At 60.2% G+C, this 18,826-nt stretch carries 19 protein-coding genes; 9 read left to right on the plus strand and 10 right to left on the minus strand.

Annotated elements, in window-relative coordinates:
• The first annotated feature begins 17 nt into the window (after positions 1-17).
• Positions 18-1,499: an anthranilate synthase component I gene (gene trpE / locus AC07VU_RS07385; protein WP_457275073.1), complete on the plus strand. Its 1,482-nt coding sequence runs from the start codon at positions 18-20 to the stop codon at positions 1,497-1,499.
• Between the two features lie 69 nt (positions 1,500-1,568).
• On the opposite strand, the gene estP is transcribed toward trpE, so the two are convergent.
• Positions 1,569-3,479, minus strand: coding sequence for an esterase EstP (gene estP / locus AC07VU_RS07390; protein WP_495029662.1), 1,911 nt, complete (start codon positions 3,477-3,479; stop codon positions 1,569-1,571).
• Positions 3,480-3,887: 408 nt separating this feature from the next.
• On the opposite strand from estP, the gene AC07VU_RS07395 reads away from it, so the two are divergent.
• The 4 genes from AC07VU_RS07395 to AC07VU_RS07410 all read left to right on the plus strand — a co-directional run bounded on the left by AC07VU_RS07395 (position 3,888) and on the right by AC07VU_RS07410 (position 7,142).
• A complete protein-coding gene (locus AC07VU_RS07395) occupies positions 3,888-4,481 on the plus strand; it encodes an aminodeoxychorismate/anthranilate synthase component II (protein ID WP_007930170.1) in 594 nt (197 codons plus the stop codon).
• Between the two features lie 9 nt (positions 4,482-4,490).
• Positions 4,491-5,540 carry an anthranilate phosphoribosyltransferase gene (trpD, locus tag AC07VU_RS07400; protein WP_009045865.1) on the plus strand — a complete coding sequence of 350 codons (1,050 nt, stop codon included), beginning with the start codon at positions 4,491-4,493 and terminating at the stop codon, positions 5,538-5,540.
• Positions 5,537-6,373, plus strand: coding sequence for an indole-3-glycerol phosphate synthase TrpC (trpC, locus tag AC07VU_RS07405; protein ID WP_495029663.1), 837 nt, complete (start codon positions 5,537-5,539; stop codon positions 6,371-6,373). Before trpD ends, trpC begins: the two co-directional genes overlap by 4 nt.
• 67 nt (positions 6,374-6,440) lie before the next feature.
• Complete coding sequence (locus AC07VU_RS07410; RefSeq protein ID WP_495029664.1) at positions 6,441-7,142, plus strand: lipoate--protein ligase family protein; 702 nt, start codon at positions 6,441-6,443, stop codon at positions 7,140-7,142.
• On the opposite strand, the gene crp is transcribed toward AC07VU_RS07410, so the two are convergent.
• Positions 7,139-7,783, minus strand: a complete 645-nt coding sequence (crp, locus tag AC07VU_RS07415) for a cAMP-activated global transcriptional regulator CRP (RefSeq protein WP_007930174.1) — start codon at positions 7,781-7,783, stop codon at positions 7,139-7,141. The two genes, AC07VU_RS07410 and crp, sit on opposite strands and share 4 nt — an antisense overlap.
• Before the next feature lie 236 nt (positions 7,784-8,019).
• Between crp and AC07VU_RS07420 the strand changes: the two genes are divergently transcribed.
• Entirely contained in the window at positions 8,020-8,442 is a 423-nt protein-coding gene (locus AC07VU_RS07420) for an OsmC family protein (protein ID WP_009045862.1), read from the plus strand.
• Between the two features lie 82 nt (positions 8,443-8,524).
• On the opposite strand, the gene coq7 is transcribed toward AC07VU_RS07420, so the two are convergent.
• The 6 genes from coq7 to hemJ form a co-directional block, all read right to left on the minus strand.
• Positions 8,525-9,172: a 2-polyprenyl-3-methyl-6-methoxy-1,4-benzoquinone monooxygenase gene (coq7, locus tag AC07VU_RS07425; protein ID WP_007930179.1), complete on the minus strand. Its 648-nt coding sequence runs from the start codon at positions 9,170-9,172 to the stop codon at positions 8,525-8,527.
• Between the two features lie 124 nt (positions 9,173-9,296).
• Positions 9,297-9,635: a histidine triad nucleotide-binding protein gene (locus AC07VU_RS07430; protein ID WP_007930180.1), complete on the minus strand. Its 339-nt coding sequence runs from the start codon at positions 9,633-9,635 to the stop codon at positions 9,297-9,299.
• Positions 9,636-9,714: 79 nt separating this feature from the next.
• On the minus strand, positions 9,715-10,503 hold the full coding sequence (locus AC07VU_RS07435) for an SDR family NAD(P)-dependent oxidoreductase (RefSeq protein ID WP_007930181.1): 789 nt from the start codon (positions 10,501-10,503) through the stop codon (positions 9,715-9,717).
• 129 nt (positions 10,504-10,632) lie between these two features.
• A complete protein-coding gene (locus tag AC07VU_RS07440; protein WP_495029665.1) occupies positions 10,633-11,496 on the minus strand; it encodes a DUF805 domain-containing protein in 864 nt (287 codons plus the stop codon).
• A gap of 92 nt (positions 11,497-11,588) precedes the next feature.
• Positions 11,589-12,557: an NAD(P)H-dependent flavin oxidoreductase gene (locus tag AC07VU_RS07445; protein ID WP_457275066.1), complete on the minus strand. Its 969-nt coding sequence runs from the start codon at positions 12,555-12,557 to the stop codon at positions 11,589-11,591.
• 35 nt (positions 12,558-12,592) lie between these two features.
• The gene (gene hemJ, locus AC07VU_RS07450; protein WP_007930191.1) at positions 12,593-13,024 is read right to left on the minus strand and encodes a protoporphyrinogen oxidase HemJ; all 432 of its coding nucleotides are present in this window, start codon (positions 13,022-13,024) and stop codon (positions 12,593-12,595) included.
• A 134-nt stretch (positions 13,025-13,158) separates the two neighbouring features.
• On the opposite strand from hemJ, the gene argC reads away from it, so the two are divergent.
• Together argC and erpA are read left to right on the plus strand one after the other, a co-directional pair.
• Complete coding sequence (argC, locus tag AC07VU_RS07455; protein ID WP_025804014.1) at positions 13,159-14,193, plus strand: N-acetyl-gamma-glutamyl-phosphate reductase; 1,035 nt, start codon at positions 13,159-13,161, stop codon at positions 14,191-14,193.
• Positions 14,194-14,360: 167 nt separating this feature from the next.
• Entirely contained in the window at positions 14,361-14,711 is a 351-nt protein-coding gene (gene erpA, locus AC07VU_RS07460) for an iron-sulfur cluster insertion protein ErpA (RefSeq protein ID WP_007906865.1), read from the plus strand.
• 67 nt (positions 14,712-14,778) lie between these two features.
• Here erpA and AC07VU_RS07465 read toward each other — a convergent pair whose 3' ends face one another.
• Together AC07VU_RS07465 and AC07VU_RS07470 are read right to left on the minus strand one after the other, a co-directional pair.
• Positions 14,779-15,870 (minus strand): anhydro-N-acetylmuramic acid kinase, encoded by a 1,092-nt coding sequence (locus AC07VU_RS07465; protein ID WP_274304824.1) that lies wholly within the window; start codon positions 15,868-15,870, stop codon positions 14,779-14,781.
• A 2-nt stretch (positions 15,871-15,872) separates the two neighbouring features.
• Complete coding sequence (locus tag AC07VU_RS07470; RefSeq protein ID WP_009045858.1) at positions 15,873-17,303, minus strand: peptidoglycan DD-metalloendopeptidase family protein; 1,431 nt, start codon at positions 17,301-17,303, stop codon at positions 15,873-15,875.
• Between the two features lie 211 nt (positions 17,304-17,514).
• On the opposite strand from AC07VU_RS07470, the gene tyrS reads away from it, so the two are divergent.
• Complete coding sequence (gene tyrS / locus AC07VU_RS07475) at positions 17,515-18,714, plus strand: tyrosine--tRNA ligase (RefSeq protein ID WP_009045857.1); 1,200 nt, start codon at positions 17,515-17,517, stop codon at positions 18,712-18,714.
• Positions 18,715-18,826: the final 112 nt, after the last annotated feature.

Consider the following 18,826-nt stretch of genomic DNA (forward strand, 5'->3'; position numbering starts at 1 on the left):
AAGCCACGAGGCACCTCATGATCCGCGAAGAATTCCTGCGTTTGGCCGCTGCCGGCTACAACCGCATCCCGCTTGCCTGCGAAACCCTGGCCGACTTCGACACGCCGCTGTCGATCTACCTGAAACTGGCTGACCAGCCCAACTCCTATCTGCTGGAGTCGGTGCAGGGCGGCGAGAAGTGGGGCCGTTATTCGATCATCGGCTTGCCCTGCCGCACCGTACTGCGGGTGCATGACCATCACGTCAGCATTACCGTCGATGGCGTCGAGACCGAAAGCCATGACGTGGCCGATCCGCTGGCATTCGTCGAAGAGTTCAAGGCGCGCTACCAGGTGCCGACCATCGCTGGCCTGCCGCGTTTCAACGGTGGCCTGGTCGGCTACTTCGGTTACGACTGTGTGCGTTATGTGGAGAAGCGCCTGGGCAAATGTCCGAACCCGGATCCGATCGGTGTGCCGGATATTCTGCTGATGGTCTCCGACGCCGTGGTGGTGTTCGATAACCTCGCCGGCAAGATGCACGCCATCGTCCTCGCCGACCCGTCCCGGGACGATGCTTTCGAGCAAGGCCAGGCACGCCTGCAAGCGTTGCTGGAGAAGCTGCGCCAGCCCATCACCCCGCGTCCTGGCCTGGACTTCAGCAAGCAGCAGGCGGCCGACCCGGTGTTCCGCTCCAGCTTCACCCAGGGTGACTACGAACGTGCCGTCGATACCATCAAGGAGTACATCCTGGCGGGCGACTGCATGCAGGTGGTGCCGTCGCAGCGCATGTCCATCGATTTCAAGGCGGCGCCGATCGACCTGTATCGCGCCCTGCGTTGCTTCAATCCGACGCCTTACATGTACTTCTTCAACTTCGGCGACTTCCATGTGGTCGGCAGTTCGCCGGAAGTGCTGGTGCGGGTCGAAGACAACCTGATCACCGTTCGCCCGATCGCCGGCACCCGTCCACGCGGCGCCAGCGAAGAGGCGGATCTGGCGCTGGAGAAGGACCTGTTGTCCGACGACAAGGAAATCGCCGAACACCTGATGCTGATCGACCTGGGGCGCAACGACACCGGGCGGGTCTCCGAGATCGGTTCGGTGAAGCTCACCGAGAAGATGGTGATCGAGCGTTATTCCAACGTGATGCACATCGTTTCCAACGTCACTGGCCAGTTGAAGGCTGGACTGACCGCGATGGACGCGCTGCGGGCGATTCTGCCAGCGGGCACCTTGTCCGGTGCGCCGAAGATTCGCGCGATGGAAATCATCGACGAGCTGGAGCCGGTCAAGCGTGGCGTGTATGGCGGGGCGGTAGGTTATTTCGCCTGGAACGGCAACATGGACACGGCCATCGCCATTCGTACCGCGGTGATCAAGGACGGCGAGCTGCATGTGCAGGCCGGTGGCGGTATCGTCGCCGACTCGGTGCCTGCACTGGAATGGGAAGAAACCCTGAACAAGCGTCGCGCGATGTTCCGCGCGGTGGCCTTGGCTGAACAGACGCCCGATAGCTGAGTCGGACAACGAGCCATAAAAAACGCTGCCTCCTCACGGGGGGCAGCGTTTTTTATTGCCTGCTCTCTACTAGAAGTCGAGGCTGACGCCAACGTTGATGCCTTGCTGGGTGAAGTCATCGTCCTTGCGGATGTTGTAGCTGGCGCGCAGGGCCAGGTCCTGGGTGAGCTTGTGGCTGACGCCGAGGTTCAGGCGGTTGAGGTTGGTCTGTGGGGTGTAGCCTTCCAGCGTGTAGTGGTTATCCGGCAGACTGTTGAGGGCCATGGTCAGCTTCTGGGTATCGTCCTCGTATTCCTTTTCGTGGGCGATTTCGCCGAACACCTGGGTCTGCCGGGTGATCTGATACTTGCCCTGCAGGCCGATGCCCAGGCGCCGCGACGTGCGTTTCTGGTCATCGAAGGTCAGTGCCGTGGAGTCGTTGCCGTCCTCGGAATAGCCGTCGACCTTGACCCGCGCGTAGTCGGCGCTGATGAACGGCGACAGGTGCCACGGGCTGCTGGCCTGCTGCGCGATGTCGTAGCCCAGGCGAGCGCTGAAAGCGAGGACGTCGCCGCTGGTATCGCCTTTTTCCCCGCGCTCGTTGGGCCCCAGGTCGAATTTGCGCTTGAGGTTGTCGTAGTCCATGTGCCCGGCGGTGGCTGCCGCGTCGGCCCACCAGCGGTTTTGCTGGTACTGGACGAAGGCGGTGCCCAGGTAGGTGTTGAGCTTGTAGTCCGAGTCGTTGCTGCCGGCTTCGAGCTTCTGCCGATAGGCGCCGGCCAGCACGCCGACTCGCCAGGCCTCGTCGAGCCGGTAGCTGCCGCCGATGTTCAGATTGAAGCCGTTGCCGTCGGCGCTGGCGCCGCTGCGCTGGCTGTCGAAGTCCTGGTGCTGGCCGCCCGCGGCAACAATCGCCCGCCATTGACCCACGCCCTGCCAGTTTTCCCAGTCGGCCTGCCATTGATTACGCAGCTCATCTTGATGCGCGCGCAGGGTGCCCTGGGCCATTTCCGGGAGCAGGGTTATTTCCCAGGGCGCCGCCAGCAAGGAGTAAGCGTAATCGGCGATCAGCTGCTGGCCCGCTTCAGTGGGGTGGACCGAGTCGTTGTAGATCAGCTTGCTTGGGTCCGGCGTGGCGCTGTGAATGCCATAGCGGGCGTTTTCCGTGCAGCCATTGCCACTGAAGCAGGTGGCGGTGAGGTTCTGGTCGGTGGCCAGGCCGAACTGTGCCGGGTTGGCGAAGCTTTCCTTCAACAGCACGGGAATATTGAGGGGAATGACTTCGGCATCGACCGTTTGCAGCTGTCGGACCAGTTCGGTATTGAATTGGGCACTGAGCTGGGAAGTGAACCCTTGCAACGGGCTGCCGTTGATTGCCGGGGTCAGGCCGATGTCCGGCAACAGCCAGACCATGATGTAGCGGGCGCCGGCCTGTTGCAGGGTTTGCACGCTATCGACCAGGCGGCCGGCCGCGGCGTTGGCCTGGTCAAGGCTGGTGACGCGGCCCTGGAGGAAGTCGTTGCCGCCGCCCGACAGGTAATAGAGGGCATTCGGGTCGGCGCGGAAATCGTTGGCCACCAGATAACCCGGGCGGCTACGGCTGCCGGCGGTCGAGGTGGTGGTAATCGAATCGAGGATCTGGTCGGTGCGATAACCGCCGACTGCCCAGTTGTTGCCATCAGGCAGGCCTTCGCTGGCGCGGGTCGCCGAGGTCGAGGCGGCGAGCTGGTCGTCCGAGAAGCCCAGTCTGGCCCCCAGCAATTGCGTCGAGTTGGCGGAGCGGACTTCCCCGCTACCATCCAGGTAGACCGGCCCGGTTCGGTTGGTAAAGCGCTGGGTCGCGCCCGCGGGACCGCCGGGATCGGCAAATTGCCCGGCATCGCTGAGGCTGTCGCCGAACACGATAAAGCTGGAATAGGGGGAGGGGGCTGCGATCGCTTGAGCGCAGGCCAGGGACAAAAGACTGCCGGCGAGTGGTACGAACAACGTCTTTTTGATCATGAGCAAGTCCGTTTTATTTATTGTTGTAGAGAACGAAACGACAGTACCAAAAACTTTTGCGTTTCAGCTATGGCGATAAGCCATATCGCTTGTTTATCCGGGCGCGGGCCCCGCCATATTGCACCCTCTGCTCAGCTAAGTTACTGTGCCTGAACGTATGAATGAGACCTTCCCCGTGTTGATCGTCAGCAAACTCTTGATGCGAGTTGTTAAGGCACACGCCCGTTGGCGTTGGCGCGCCTAACTTTTCTCTGCCGGCCCGGCCGGACCTGTACCGTTTTGCCTTCTTTACCCCTGTTCGACTCCGCTTGTGCTGGTTGAGTGATTGCAACCTCCGGCGGGCCTGCCAGCGGGCAATCCACTGAAGGCTGTATTAAAAGTCAGTGAATTCAAGAGGTTGTAATCCCCATGTTGCTGATGATCGATAACTACGACTCCTTTACCTATAACGTTGTGCAATACCTTGGCGAGCTGGGTGCCGAGGTCAAGGTGGTGCGCAACGACGAACTGACCGTGGCTGAAATCGAAGCGCTCAACCCTGAGCGGATCGTCGTGTCGCCCGGTCCTTGCACACCAACCGAAGCCGGTGTGTCCATCGAAGCGATCAAGCATTTCGCCGGCAAACTGCCGATCCTAGGTGTCTGCCTGGGCCACCAGTCCATTGGCCAGGCCTTTGGCGGCGACGTGGTGCGCGCGCGGCAGGTGATGCACGGTAAGACTAGCCCGGTATTTCACCAGGACAAGGGCGTATTCGCCGGTCTGAACCATCCGTTGACCGTGACCCGTTACCATTCCCTGGTGGTCAAGCACGATACGTTGCCGGACTGCCTCGAACTGACCGCCTGGACCCAACTGGAAGACGGCTCCGTCGACGAGATCATGGGGCTGCGCCACAAGACGCTGAACATCGAGGGTGTGCAGTTTCACCCCGAGTCTATTCTCACCGAGCAGGGCCACGAGCTGTTCGCCAACTTCCTCAAACAGAGCGGCGGCACGCGCTAAGGACTTTCCATGGATATCAAGACTGCCCTGAGCCGTATCGTCGGCCATCTCGATCTGAGCACCGATGAAATGCGCCAGGTCATGCGTGAAATCATGACCGGCCAGTGCACCGATGCACAGATTGGCGCCTTCATGATGGCCATGCGCATGAAAAGCGAAAGCATCGACGAAATCGTCGGCGCTGTTTCGGTCATGCGCGAGCTGGCGGACAAGGTCGAGCTGAAAACCCTCGACGGTGTGGTCGATGTGGTCGGCACCGGTGGTGACGGTGCGAACATCTTCAACGTGTCCACGGCTTCTTCCTTTGTGGTCGCCGCAGCGGGTTGCACGGTGGCCAAGCACGGCAACCGCGCGGTGTCCGGGAAAAGCGGCAGTGCCGACCTGCTCGAATCCGCCGGTATCTACCTGAACCTGACGCCGGTACAGGTCGCCCGCTGTATCGACAACGTCGGTATCGGTTTCATGTTCGCCCAGTCCCATCACGGTGCCATGAAGTACGCCGCTGGCCCGCGCCGCGATCTCGGCCTGCGCACCCTGTTCAACATGCTTGGCCCGCTTACGAATCCGGCCGGCGTGAAACATCAGGTGGTGGGTGTGTTCACTCAGGCGTTGTGCCGGCCGTTGGCCGAGGTTTTGCAACGCTTGGGCAGCAAGCACGTGCTGGTGGTGCACTCTCAGGATGGCCTGGATGAATTCAGCCTCGCCGCGCCGACCTTCGTCGCCGAGCTGAAGGACGACCAGATCACTGAATATTGGGTTCAGCCCGAAGACCTCGGCATAAAGAGCCAGAGCTTGTTCGGCCTGGTGGTCGAAAGCCCGGCGGCATCGCTCGAGCTGATTCGCGATGCCCTGGGGCGACGCAAGACCGAGCACGGGCAGAAGGCGGCGGAGATGATCGTGCTCAATGCCGGTGCCGCGCTCTATGCGGCGGACCATGCCAGCAGCCTGAAAGAGGGCGTGGCCCTGGCCCATGACGCTTTGCACACCGGGCTGGCTCGCGAGAAGCTTGAGGAGTTGGGTGCCTTTACCGCGGTATTCAAGCAGGAGAATGAAGGATGAGTGTGCCGACGGTTCTGGAAAAAATCCTCGCCCGCAAGGTCGAGGAAGTGGCTGAGCGTAGCGCACGAGTAAGCCTGGCCGAACTTGAAGGCCAGGCCCGTGTCGCGGATGCGCCGCGCGGCTTTGCCAAGGCGCTGCTCGACCAGGCCAGGCTCAAGCAGCCGGCGGTGATCGCCGAAATCAAGAAAGCCTCGCCGAGCAAAGGCGTGATCCGCGAGCATTTCGTGCCGGCAGAGATCGCCAAGAGCTATGAGAAGGGCGGCGCGACCTGCCTGTCGGTACTCACCGATATCGATTATTTCCAGGGCGCCGATGCCTATCTGCAACAGGCGCGTGCCGCCTGTTCGTTGCCGGTGATTCGCAAGGACTTCATGATTGATCCGTACCAGATCGTCGAAGCCCGCGCATTGGGGGCCGACTGCGTGCTGTTGATCGTGGCCGCGCTGGATGATGCCAGGATGGCTGAACTGGCTGCCGTGGCCAAAGGCGTGGGTCTCGATGTGCTGGTCGAAGTGCATGATGGCGACGAGCTGGAGCGTGCCCTGAAAACCCTCGACACGCCGCTGGTGGGCATCAACAACCGTAACCTGCACACCTTCGAGGTCAATCTGGAGACCACCCTCGATCTGTTGCCGCAGATTCCGCGCGATCGTCTGGTGATCACCGAGAGCGGTATCCTCAACCGGGCCGATGTCGAGCTGATGGAAATCAGCGACGTTTACTCCTTCCTGGTGGGCGAGGCCTTCATGCGCGCCGAAAGCCCTGGCCTGGAGTTGCAGCGCCTGTTCTTCCCAGAGCGTGGCGTGCCGGTGAGCGGTTCGACCCTGGACTGAACCTGAGTTGATGAAGAAGCCGGCGCCGCCGGCTTTTTTATACCTATCGCCAAGGACCTTTACTGCCATGATCCAGCCCCTTTCCCTGACCGTCGAAGCCGGCCTGCAGGCCGAACAGGATCTGCTCGCCCAGGTATGCACCGGTGACCAGGAGTACGGCTTGTTGTTCTGGCAGCCGAGCGACAGGGCCTTGGTGATGCCGCGACGCTTGAGCCGTTTGCCGGGGTTCGAGCAGGCCTGCGACGTGCTGGCCGCCAGTGGCTGGCCGGTGTTGCTGCGAGAAACCGGTGGGGAGCCGGTGCCGCAATCGGCGGCGACGGTCAATATCGCGCTGGTTTATGCGCCGCCTCGCAGCGAGGGTGATCAGAATCGGATCGAAACCGGCTATCGCCGTTTGTGCCAGCCGATCTGCGACCTGATTTCCGAGCTGGGAGGCGAGCCCTCCCAGGGTGAGGTCGAAGGCGCTTTCTGCGATGGCCGCTTCAACGTCAATCTCAACGGGCGCAAGATGGTCGGCACCGCCCAGCGTTGGCGCCAGAGCAAGGGTGGGACGCGTCCGGTTGGATTGGTGCATGGCGCGCTGTTGCTGGATGACGAGCGGGAAACCATGGTGGCGGCGGTCAATCGTTTCAACCAGGCCTGTGGCCTGGAGCAGCGTTGCCGCGCCGAGAGCCATATCGCCTTGCATGAGGCATTCGTCGCGCCGAATGCCATCGAGCGCCTGGATGCCCTGTACCGGCAGACGCTGGCGCAGTTCCTGCCGCTCTAACGGGTGCCGAACACCACCATGGTCTTGCCTTTGACATGGACCAGGTTGCGTTCTTCGAGGTCCTTGAGCACCCGGCCGACCATCTCCCTTGAGCAGCCGACGATCCGCCCGATTTCCTGGCGAGTCACCTTGATCTGCATGCCGTCCGGATGGGTCATGGCATCTGGCTGCTTGCACAGTTCGAGCAGGCAGCGGGCCACTCGCCCGGTGACATCGAAGAACGCCAGGTCGCCGACCTTGCGGGTAGTGTTGCGCAGGCGTTGGGCGATCTGGCCGCTGAGCACGTACAGAATGTCCGGGTCCTGTTGAGACAGCTCACGGAATTTTGCATAGCTGATCTCCGCGACTTCACATTCGACCTTGGCCCGTACCCAGGCGCTGCGTTGCTGCTCATGCCCGGCTTGTTCGAACAGGCCCAGCTCGCCGAAAAAATCCCCGGCATTGAGGTAGGCGATGATCATTTCCCGACCGTCGTCATCTTCGATCAGGATGGTGACCGAGCCTTTGACGATGAAGAACAGCGTGTCCGACTGATCGCCGGCGCAGATGATGTTGCTCTTGGCCTGATAGCGGCGGCGCTGGCAATGCATCAACAGCTTGTCGAGGTTCTTGATCTTGGGTGTAGGGGCAAGAGCAACCATGGTTGTATCCCGAAAAGACAGCACGGTGTGATTTGGTTTTTTTATGGGGCGGTCAAGCTGGATCGCCGATAGCTGGCAATGCGCCAGTGATTTGGCGCCAGCTTAACAGACGCTTCCTTTGGGTAATTAAGAATTTTCCTATCAGAACTGAGTGTGGCACCCGAACAGGCAAAGCGCTGCCATCCCGGGCCCCTGTGCTAAGCTGGCGACCCTTTTTTAGCAGTGGAGTCTTGGCGATGAAGGCACGCATCCAATGGGCTGGCGAAGCCATGTTCCTCGGGGAATCGGGCAGCGGTCATGTGGTGGTAATGGATGGCCCGCCGGAAGCCGGTGGTCGTAACCTGGGCGTGCGCCCGATGGAAATGCTCCTGCTCGGCGTAGGCGGTTGCAGCAACTTCGACGTGGTCAGCATCCTGAAGAAATCCCGCCAGGCTGTCGAAAGTTGCGAAGCCTTCCTCGACGCCGAGCGTGCGACAGAGGATCCCAAGGTCTTCACCAAGATCCACATGCACTTCGTGGTCAAGGGCCGCGGGTTGAAAGAAGCCCAGGTCAAGCGCGCCATCGAGCTGTCGGCGGAAAAGTACTGCTCGGCATCGATCATGCTCGGTGCGGCCGGGGTTGCCATCACTCACGATTACGAAATCGTCGAGCTCGGTTGAGTCGCCATTCAATCCTTCTGAATTCGCGGCAAAAGAAAGGGCGCTGAAAAAGCGCCCTTTTTTTGCCTGCGATTTGTATCGCTCAGATCCGGTAAGTGCTTTTCGTCATGACCTTGGCCAGTAGGCTCATGCCGAATTTTACCGGCGCCGGGAAGCGGAATCCGCCCGCGTCCAGGGCGCTTTCGGCGTGTTGTTCTTCGTCGATGCGCATCTGCTCGAGAATCGCCCGGGATTTTTCGTCCTCGGCCGGCAATTGCTCAAGGTGTTCGTTGAGGTGTTTGCACACCTGATCTTCAGTGGCGGCCACGAAACCCAGGCTGACCTTGTCGCTGATCAGCCCGGCCACTGCGCCGATGCCGAATGACATGCCATAAAACAGCGGGTTGAGCACGCTGGTGTGGCTACCCAGTTGGTGAATGCGTTGCTCGCACCAGACCAGGTGATCGATTTCTTCTTCCGCGGCATGCTCCATGGCGGCGCGCACTTGCGGCAGCTTGGCGGTCAGTGCCTGGCCCTGGTACAGCGCCTGGGCGCAGACTTCGCCGGTATGGTTGATGCGCATCAGGCCGGCGACATGCTTGGTGTCCTCTTCGCTCATCTGCACGTCCGGCTGCACGATGGCAGGGGAAGGGCGATAAGGCTGGCCGCTGAAGGGCAGCAAGGTACGCATTGCCGCATCTGCCTGCAGCAGTAGACGGTCAATCGGCGAGTAGTGACGTTGGGTAGTCATGCTTACCTCCGGGAAGAATCACGGCGGCCAGTTTACCCCAATCGATGGGCAGAGGCCTGCGCTGGATCAGCACACTCTCGGCAAAGCGGGCGAGAAGTGTGCTGTCGCGCACCTTGGATGGGGATCAGCCCGGCGGCCAGTGCATCTGGCGCTGACCCAGAACGTGCATGTGAATGTGATACACGGTCTGGCCACCGAGTTCATTGCAGTTCATGACGACCCGGAAGCCTTCTTCGCAGCCCAGCTCCCTGGCCAGACGCTGGGCGGTGAACAGGATATGTCCGGCCAGCAGCTTGTCGTCTTCGGTCAGGTCATTGAGGGTGCGTACCGGCTTTTTCGGAACTACCAGGAAATGCACGGGGGCCTGTGGGGCGATATCGTGGAAGGCCAGAACCTGGTCGTCCTCATAGATGATCTTCGCCGGTATTTCCCGGTTGATGATCTTGGTGAACAGAGTATCCACAGCTGTTTCTCCGTTGTGTTGGTCCGGGCTGAGTGTACTCAGGCAAGCCGAGTGCGCCCAGCCTTAGATGGTTGCCAGGTCAGCGCGGGCAATAGGCTTTGTTGACGGCGCCGGAAATCTTGCGGGTCAGCCAGCGCGAACCCAGGCGCGGGCTGAATGCAAACCAGCGGTTGCGGCGGCCGGGGATGATAATGGCGCGATTCTTGTCCAGGGCGCGCACGGTGTACAGCGCGACTTCTTCCGGGCTCATCAGCAGTTTGCTGTCGTTAAGCTTGCTGGTGTTCAGCTGGGCGGTATCAAAGAAACCGGTGCGGGTCGGGCCGGGGCAGAGCACGGAAACCTTCACTGCATTGTTTTTCAGCTCTTCGCGCAGGCCTTCGGAGAAGTGCAGCACATAGGCCTTGCTGGCGTAGTAGGTGCTCATCCAGGGGCCGGGATAGAAGCCGGCGATCGAAGCGACGTTGAGAATCTGCCCGCCGCCCTGCAAGGCCATACTGTTGCCCAGGGCATGGCACAGCCGGGTGAGGGCCAGAATATTCACTTCGATCAGGTCCTGCTCGGTCATCCAGTCCTGGGCGAGGAAGGGGCCGCAGGTGCCGATACCGGCGCAGTTCACCAATAGATCAATCTGCCGGTCGCCTTCCTCCAGCTCCAGCAGGAAACCCGAAAGCCGCAAAGGCTCGGACAGGTCGCAGGCACGGAACAGCACCTCCACACCAAAGCGTTGGGTCAACTCGATGGCGATGCTTTCCAACTGATCACGCTGACGGGCCACCAGGATCAGGCTGCGGCCGCGCCGGGCCAGCGCTTCGGCCAGGGCCAGGCCTATGCCGCTGGAGGCGCCGGTGATCAGAGCGTAACGGGTCATGCGGTTCTCCATTGCAACGGCCGGTTGCCTGTGGGGAAAAGTCCCAGGCAGCGGCGCGTTAATTCAATCCGATAGTCTACAGGTGGCCGGGGCGGGCTTGCTGCTTTCACTGCTCCTGTTCTCGGCGCCCTAGACCGAGCTGAGACCACCGATGAAGGACAGCAGTAAGACGATTATCCACAGCGCGGCAATCCCCTTGACCGCTCCGCTGTTTGGCGGAGGCGGCGCGCCGTAACGATTGGCGCCGGTGTTGCCCGGCAGGATCGCCAGCAGCAGCGGAAACACTGCGTACACAAAAGGCAGCAAATTCAGCAGCCAGAGCCAACCCGACCAGCCCAGGTCATGCAGGCGCTGAACGGAAATGGTGATGTTCAGATAGGCGAAGGCCAGTGCTACGACGCCGAGGAAGATCATTCCCGTCACTTGCAGGCTGTTGCCGACCAGAGCCGCGGTCAGGAAGCCGCCGGCCAGGGTAGTCAGCAGGATCAGCACCAGGGTCCAGGCGAGATAGCGCAGGCGCCCGATGCGTCCATCGACGGTGTAGAACTTCAGCTCGCCAAACTCGGGAAGGGGATCGCCTACTGTGGCTTGAGGCGGGGTGTAGGGCGAAGTACCCGCGCCGGCCATGGGGTCTGGCGTCGGCGTAGGGGCCGGGCGTTGCCAGTCACTTGTCGCGGTGGGTTCTGCCTGGGGCAAGTCCATCGAAGGTGCTGGTGCTGGGGGAGCAGGCTGAGGTGCCGGTTGGCTGGCGCCTGGGGCAAGATCCGGTTCGATGCGTGGGGCGATCCCGGCCTGGTTCAGCGCGGCGAGATAAATATCCGCGTCCTGTTGGGAGAGGTCGCGCTTGAGGGTGATGTTTTGCCCCTTGAACAGAGGCTCGATCGCGGCGATATCACTTTTGAACAGCTTGGCGATTTTCTGCTTGGCATGTTCGATGTCGACACCCGGAAGCAGAGCCCCGTCAAATACGATCTTGAAACGGTCTTGGCTCATGCAGGGCGTCCTTGTCGGCTATATAGAGAGGGCTTTCGCAGGGCGACAGTTTAAGGCCAGCCGTCCGTTGCTGGCTAAAAAACATCAGCGATTCAGCGCGGCCAGCGTTGCGGTAGCCGGGCGGCCAGTTCCTGCGCGGCACGGTATTCGGCGTCCAGACGGGCGATCAGTTGATCGACGCTCGGCAAGTCATCGATTTCACCGACGCCTTGTCCGGCGGACCACACGGTTTTCCAGGCTTTGGCTTCGTCGCTGAGCGGCTTGAGTTTCGAGCCGAAGTTGACTTCGCCTTTGCCCTGCAGGGCGGCAAGGTCGAAGCCTGCGTTTTCCAGGCTTTGGCGCATGAAGCTTGCCGGAACCCCGGAGACTGCCGCGGTGTGCACAATGTCGGCGGCCTTGGCGCTCAGCAGCATCTCCTTGTAGGCCTCCGGTGCATGGCTTTCCGTGGTGCCGATAAAACGCGTGCCGAAGTAGGCGAGGTCGGCGCCGAGCAACTGTGCGGCGAGGATCTCGTGGCCGTGGTTCAGGCAGCCAGCCAGCAGCAGCGTCTTGTCGAAGAACTGGCGGATTTCGGCGACCAGGGAGAACGGGCTCCAGGTCCCGGCGTGGCCACCGGCGCCGGCGGCTACGGCGATCAGGCCATCGACCCCGGCCTCGGCGGCTTTTTCCGCGTGGCGCCGGGTGGTGACGTCATGGAAGACCAGGCCTCCATAAGCATGCACCGCATCGACCAGTTCCTTCACCGCGCCCAGGCTGGTGATGACGATAGGCACCTTGTGTTCGATACAGATCGCCAGGTCGGCGTTCAGGCGTGGGTTGCTGTGATGCACGATCAAATTGACGGCATAGGGCGCAGGGTTTTCCAGGGCCGCAAGGCCTGCTTCGATTTCTTCCAGCCAGGCTTTGAAGCCACTGCTTTCACGCTGGTTGAGGGCAGGGAAACTGCCGACCACACCATTGCGGCAGCACGCCAGAACCAGTTGTGGGTTGGAAATCAGGAACATCGGCGCCGCCACGACAGGCAAGCGCAAGCGTTGTTCGAGCAGAGCGGGCAGCGACATTGGAAGTACCCCGAATAATGAACGGCTAGTAGGAATTAGAACGGCCGGACGACGACCAGAATTACGATAGCCAGCAATACCAGAACTGGCACTTCATTGAACCAGCGGTAAAAGACATGGCTGCGGGTGTTTTCGCCACGGGCAAAACGCTTCACCTGGGCGCCGCACATATGGTGGTAGCCAATCAGGATGACCACCAGGGTCAGCTTGGCATGCATCCAGCCGCCCTGGCCGAAGTAGGCGCTGGGGTTCAGGCTCAGCAGCCAGATACCGAAAATCAGCGTGGCGATCATCGCCGGCCCCATGATCCCGCGGTACAGCTTGCGCTCCATGATGCTGAAGCGTTCCTTGCTGATCGTGTCTTCGCTTTGAGCGTGATAAACGAACAGGCGCGGCAGGTAGAACAGACCGGCAAACCAGCAGACCAGACTGACGATGTGAAAGGCTTTGAGCCACAGATAGAGCATTTCGGTTATTCCCAGGTTCACGGTAGCGAAGATAGTAGTGGCAGGAGCGTCCGCACGTCACCTTGACGGTTGTCGCAGGGTCTTTCGGCCCCTATCATCGACGGCTTTCCAGTGGGTTCGTTGAGGGCAGGTTTATGGTCAAGGTCGGTATCGTCGGCGGCACGGGTTACACCGGGGTCGAACTGCTGCGTCTGTTGGCACAGCATCCGCAAGCAGAAGTGGTGGTCATCACTTCCCGATCCGAGGCAGGCCTTGCCGTTGCCGATATGTACCCGAACCTGCGAGGCCACTATGACGGCCTGGCATTCAGCGTTCCGGACATCAAGACCCTTGGTGCCTGCGATGTGGTGTTCTTCGCGACTCCGCACGGCGTTGCCCATGCCCTGGCGGGTGAGCTGCTGGCTGCCGGTACCAAGGTCATCGACCTGTCGGCGGATTTCCGTCTGCAGGACGCCGATGAGTGGGCCAAGTGGTACGGCCAGCCCCATGGGGCCCCTGAGTTGCTCGACGAAGCCGTCTATGGCCTGCCGGAAGTCAATCGCGAACAGATCAAGAAGGCACGCCTGATCGCTGTTCCAGGTTGCTACCCGACCGCTACCCAGCTCGGCTTCCTGCCATTGCTGGAGGCGGGGCTGGCCGACACTTCGCGCTTGATCGCCGACTGCAAGTCGGGTGTCAGCGGTGCCGGTCGGGGCGCCAGCGTCGGTTCCCTGTACTCCGAGACCTCGGAAAGCATGAAGGCCTATGCGGTCAAAGGTCATCGTCACCTGCCGGAGATTCGCCAGGGCCTGCGTCGTGCGGCGGGTAAGGATGTCGGCCTGACGTTCGTGCCGCACCTGACGCCGATGATCCGTGGCATTCACTCGACACTCTATGCCACTGTCGTGGACAAGTCGGTGGACCTGCAGGCGCTGTTCGAGAAACGTTATGCCAACGAGCCGTTCGTGGATGTGATGCCGGCGGGCAGCCATCCGGAAACCCGCAGCGTGCGGGGCGCCAACGTATGCCGGATTGCCGTGCACCGTCCGCAGGATGGCGATCTGGTGGTCGTGTTGTCGGTGATCGATAACCTGGTCAAAGGCGCGTCGGGCCAAGCCGTACAGAACCTGAACATCCTGTTCGGTCTGGACGAGCGTCTGGGCCTGTCCCACGCCGGCATGCTGCCTTAAGGCGTCTGCCTGCCTCAGCAAAAGGCCCGTTACCGGGCCTTTTTGCATTTTGCGGTAAGCCCTGGGCTTATTGATATACCGTAACAATAGTTGACCGCTTTTCTGGGAGAAGCGGATAATGCGCGTCATCACGCATTATGGCGGCGTAACGCCGGGAGATAGTCAGCATGAGCGTCGAATCCTTCACCCCCACGGCTTTGCAATTCACCCACGGTGCCGCGCACAAGGTGAAGAGCCTGGTCGATGAAGAGGGTAATGATCGCTTGAAGCTGCGCGTATTCGTTACGGGCGGCGGTTGTTCAGGGTTTCAGTACGGCTTCACTTTCGATGAAGAAGTCGCGGATGACGACACCATCGTCGAGCGCGAAGGCGTCAGCCTGGTGGTCGATCCGATGAGCTTCCAGTATCTGGCGGGTGCCGAGGTGGATTATCAGGAAGGTCTGGAAGGTTCGCGTTTCGTGATCAAGAACCCGAATGCCACAACCACCTGCGGTTGCGGGTCTTCGTTCTCGATCTGATCGCTGAATAAGGTTTTACCAAGCGCCGCAGGGTTTTCGGGCTCTGCGGCGTTTTGCTGTCTGGCGATCAGGCGGGGTAGATCGCGCCCAGGACACGCAAGCCGCGGGCGCCGGTGACACTTGGGCGGTTGGCGGCTATGCCTTCCAGGCAGCAGTGGGCCAGCCAGGCGAATGCCATGGCTTCAACCCAGTCCGGATCGACGCCGTGGGTGGCGGTACTGCTGACCTTGGTGTTAGGCAGCAGGCTGGACAGGCGATTCATCAAGACCGAGTTGTGAGCGCCGCCGCCGCAGACCAGCAGCTCCTGGGTATCGGTCTGCGCAGCTTGCAGCGACTCGACGATGGTCAGTGCTGTCAGCTCCAGGAGCGTTGCCTGTACGTTTTCGGTGGGCAAGGCTGGCAGGCGAGCCAGATGCTCCTGTAGCCACTCCAGGTTGAATACCTCGCGACCCGTACTCTTCGGGCCTTGAGTGGCAAAGAAGGGGTCGCTGAGCAGCGCGTTCAGCAGCCGCGGCTCAACCTGACCGCTGGCAGCCCATTGGCCGTCGCGATCATAGTTTTCTCCACGCTGGGCATTGATCCAGGCATCCAGCAGGACGTTACCCGGGCCACAGTCGAAGCCGGCAACCGGCTTGTCGCTCTCGATCAGGCTCAGGTTGCTGAAACCGCCGACATTGAGGACCGCGCGCTTGCCGCAGCGTTGATCAAAGAGCGCTTCATGAAAGGCCGGTACCAGTGGAGCGCCCTGGCCGCCGGCGGCGACATCGCGGCTGCGGAAGTCGCTGACCACCGTGACTCCGGTCAGCTCTGTCAGTAATGCCGGGTTGCCGATCTGGACCGTGAAGCCGCGGGCGGGCTCATGGCGGATGGTCTGGCCATGACTGCCAATGGCGCGGATGTCCGCCGGTTTCAGTTTCTGTTGGGCAAGCAGGCTATGAATACCCTGGGCGGCCAGTTTTACCCAGTTTTGCTGGGCGATGGCGGAGCGGGCGATTTCATCGGGACCGCTGGCGCACAAGCCAAGCAGCTCGGCGCGCAGGGATTCAGGCATGGGAATGTAATGCGTGGCGATCAGCCTGATCGCCGGTGTTTGCTCGATGAGTGCGATATCCAGGCCATCAAGACTGGTCCCGGACATCACACCTATATAGAGCGCCATGCTTAACGCTTGTTCGAAGCGAGCAGGGTGGCTTTTTCCTGATCCATCCGCGCCATCAGCGGCTGGCTTTGTTGCAGGAAGCGTGCGCGTTCCGCTTTGGCGATCGGGTCGGCCATTGGCAGCTTCTGGCCCAGTGGATCGACGTGAACGCCGTTGACCTGGAATTCGTAATGCAAATGCGGACCCGTGGAAAGCCCGGTGGTGCCGATGTAGCCGATCACCTGGCCCTGCTTGACGGTTCCGCCGGTCTTGACGCCTTTGGCGAAGCCTTGCATATGGCCGTACAGCGTGCGGTAAGCATTGCCGTGTTGAATGATCACGGTGTTGCCGTATCCGCCACGGCGCCCGGCCAGGAGCACCTTGCCATCGCCGGCTGCCTTGATTGGCGTACCGCGAGGGGCCGCGTAATCGACGCCTTTGTGAGCGCGGATCTTGTTCAGGATCGGGTGTTTGCGGCCCATGGAGAAGCGCGAACTGATACGTGCGAAGTCCACCGGAGTACGGATAAAGGCCTTGCGCATGCTATTGCCATCAGCGGTGTAATAACTGCTCATGCCTTGTTTGTTGGTGTAACGCACCGCGGTGTAGGTCTTGCCACGGTTGGTGAAGCGCGCAGAGAGAATGTTGCGGGTACCCACAGCTTTACCATTGACGACGGTCTGTTCGTAGATCACGTCGAACTCGTCACCGGGGCGAATATCCTGGGCGAAGTCGATGTCGTAGCCAAAGACGTTGGCCATGTCCATTGTCAGGCTGTGAGACAGGCCAGCACGTGCTGCGGATTGCGACAGCGAACTGTTGATCACACCATGAACGTAGGCCGTGCGCACCATGGGCTTGGCGGTGATACGGCTGAAGGCGAAGCCTTTTGGCCCTTTGGTCAGGGTGATGCTTTCTAGGTCATTGACCTTGCTGTGCAGATTGTTCAACTGGCCGTCCGGACCCAGTTCGAACTCAAGTTTCTGGCCGCGCTTCAGCTGGGTGAACTGCTTGGCTTGCTTGTCGCTGGCCAACACGTCATGCACCGAAGTGGCAGGTAGGCCGACCTTCTCGAATAGCGTGGAAAGGGTGTCGCCCTTGGCAACAATGACTTCCCTGTGATTCGCTGCCTTCTTTTCTTCCGCCACGGCCGGAGCAGGCTGCTCTTGAGCGGTTTCAGTGGTTTTCGCAGTGTCTTCGGGGCTGTTTTCGATTTGTGCGAACGGGGACGCTACGGCTTCATTTGTGGCTTGTACGGCGTCTGCGGCGTCTTGATCTTGTGTCAGTTGCTCGGCCGGACTTTCCAGGTCGAGGCTCAGAGTTGTTCTTTTGGCTTCTACATCGCTGGAAGGGAATACCAGGAGCGCCAGGCTGAGGAGGGCGGCGATACCACTTGCGGCGAGCAGGTGGGTCTTCGGATAAAGCGGCGGGGCTTTAGGCGGTTCTGTGATCATAAGTAATTTTGACTTTGGAAAAGATGAATTGGAAAAGATGAATGACATGATGAAGATGAAATAACTGTATAAAATATAACCAAATCATCTGTTAAGCAAGCCTGCGGACGTCCTGTTCGCGGAAAGCCATCCGTACGCCGGGCAAAACTTGTAATTGGGCGCTGATCTTGTATGGTTGGTTCCCTTTGAATCTGAGCCTTGCGGGTCTGTTATGAAGTCGGTTGAAGAGCAGCTAGCGCTGATCAAACGTGGTGCAGAAGAGTTGTTGGTCGAGTCCGAGCTGATCGAAAAGCTCAAGCGCGGTCAGCCGCTGCGTATTAAGGCTGGCTTCGACCCAACGGCGCCGGATTTGCACCTGGGTCATACCGTGCTTATTAATAAGCTGCGCCAGTTCCAGGATCTGGGTCATCAGGTGATCTTCCTGATCGGCGACTTCACTGGGATGATCGGTGATCCGAGTGGCAAGAGTGCAACTCGTCCGCCACTGACTCGCGAGCAGGTCCTCGAAAATGCCGAGACCTACAAGAGCCAGGTGTTCAAGATTCTCGACCCGGCGAAAACCGAGGTGGCCTTCAACTCCACCTGGATGGACAAGATGGGGCCTGCGGACTTCATTCGCCTGACTTCCCAGTACACCGTTGCTCGCATGCTCGAGCGTGACGACTTTGACAAGCGCTATTCCACCAATCAACCCATTGCCATTCACGAGTTCCTCTATCCGCTGGTTCAGGGTTATGACTCTGTAGCGCTGCGTGCCGATGTGGAGTTGGGCGGTACCGATCAGAAGTTCAATCTGTTGATGGGGCGTGAGCTGCAGCGCGGTTATGGTCAAGAGGCTCAGTGCATTCTGACGATGCCGTTGCTCGAGGGGTTGGACGGCGTCAAGAAGATGTCCAAGTCGCTGGGTAACTATGTAGGTATCCAGGAAGCGCCGGGTGTTATGTATAGCAAGCTGGTTTCCATTCCAGATGCGTTGATGTGGCGTTACTTTGAGCTGCTGAGCTTCCGCTCCATGGATGAGATTCTTTCCTTTAAGGCAGATGTCGAGGCGGGTGCGAATCCGCGGGATATCAAGATCAAGCTGGCTGAAGAAATCGTTGCGCGTTTCCATGGTGAGGAGGCTGCAGCGAATGCTCATCGTGCTGCGGGCAACCGCATGAAGGATGGTGAGCTGCCGGATGATCTGCCTGAGATCGAGCTGGCTGCTGCTGAAGACATGCCGATCGCGGCTGTCCTTAATAAGGCGGGCTTGGTAAAGAACTCGGCAATGGCGCGTGACCTGCTCGGTTCGGGTGGTGTGCGTATAGATGGTGAGGTTGTTGAGCGTTCCTTTATATGGGCTGTCGGCTCGACTCATGTTTGCCAGGCCGGAAAGAAGGCTTTTGCACGTATTACGCTTAAATCCGAATAAAACTGAAAATAGGTGTTGACGGCGAATTATATCTCTCTATAATTCGCCCCACTTCCGGCGCAGTCGAAACGGAAAACTCCTTGAGATTCAACGAGTTACGCGGTTTTCGACA

Source organism: Pseudomonas sp. GW821-FHT02B10 (assembly GCF_059421865.1).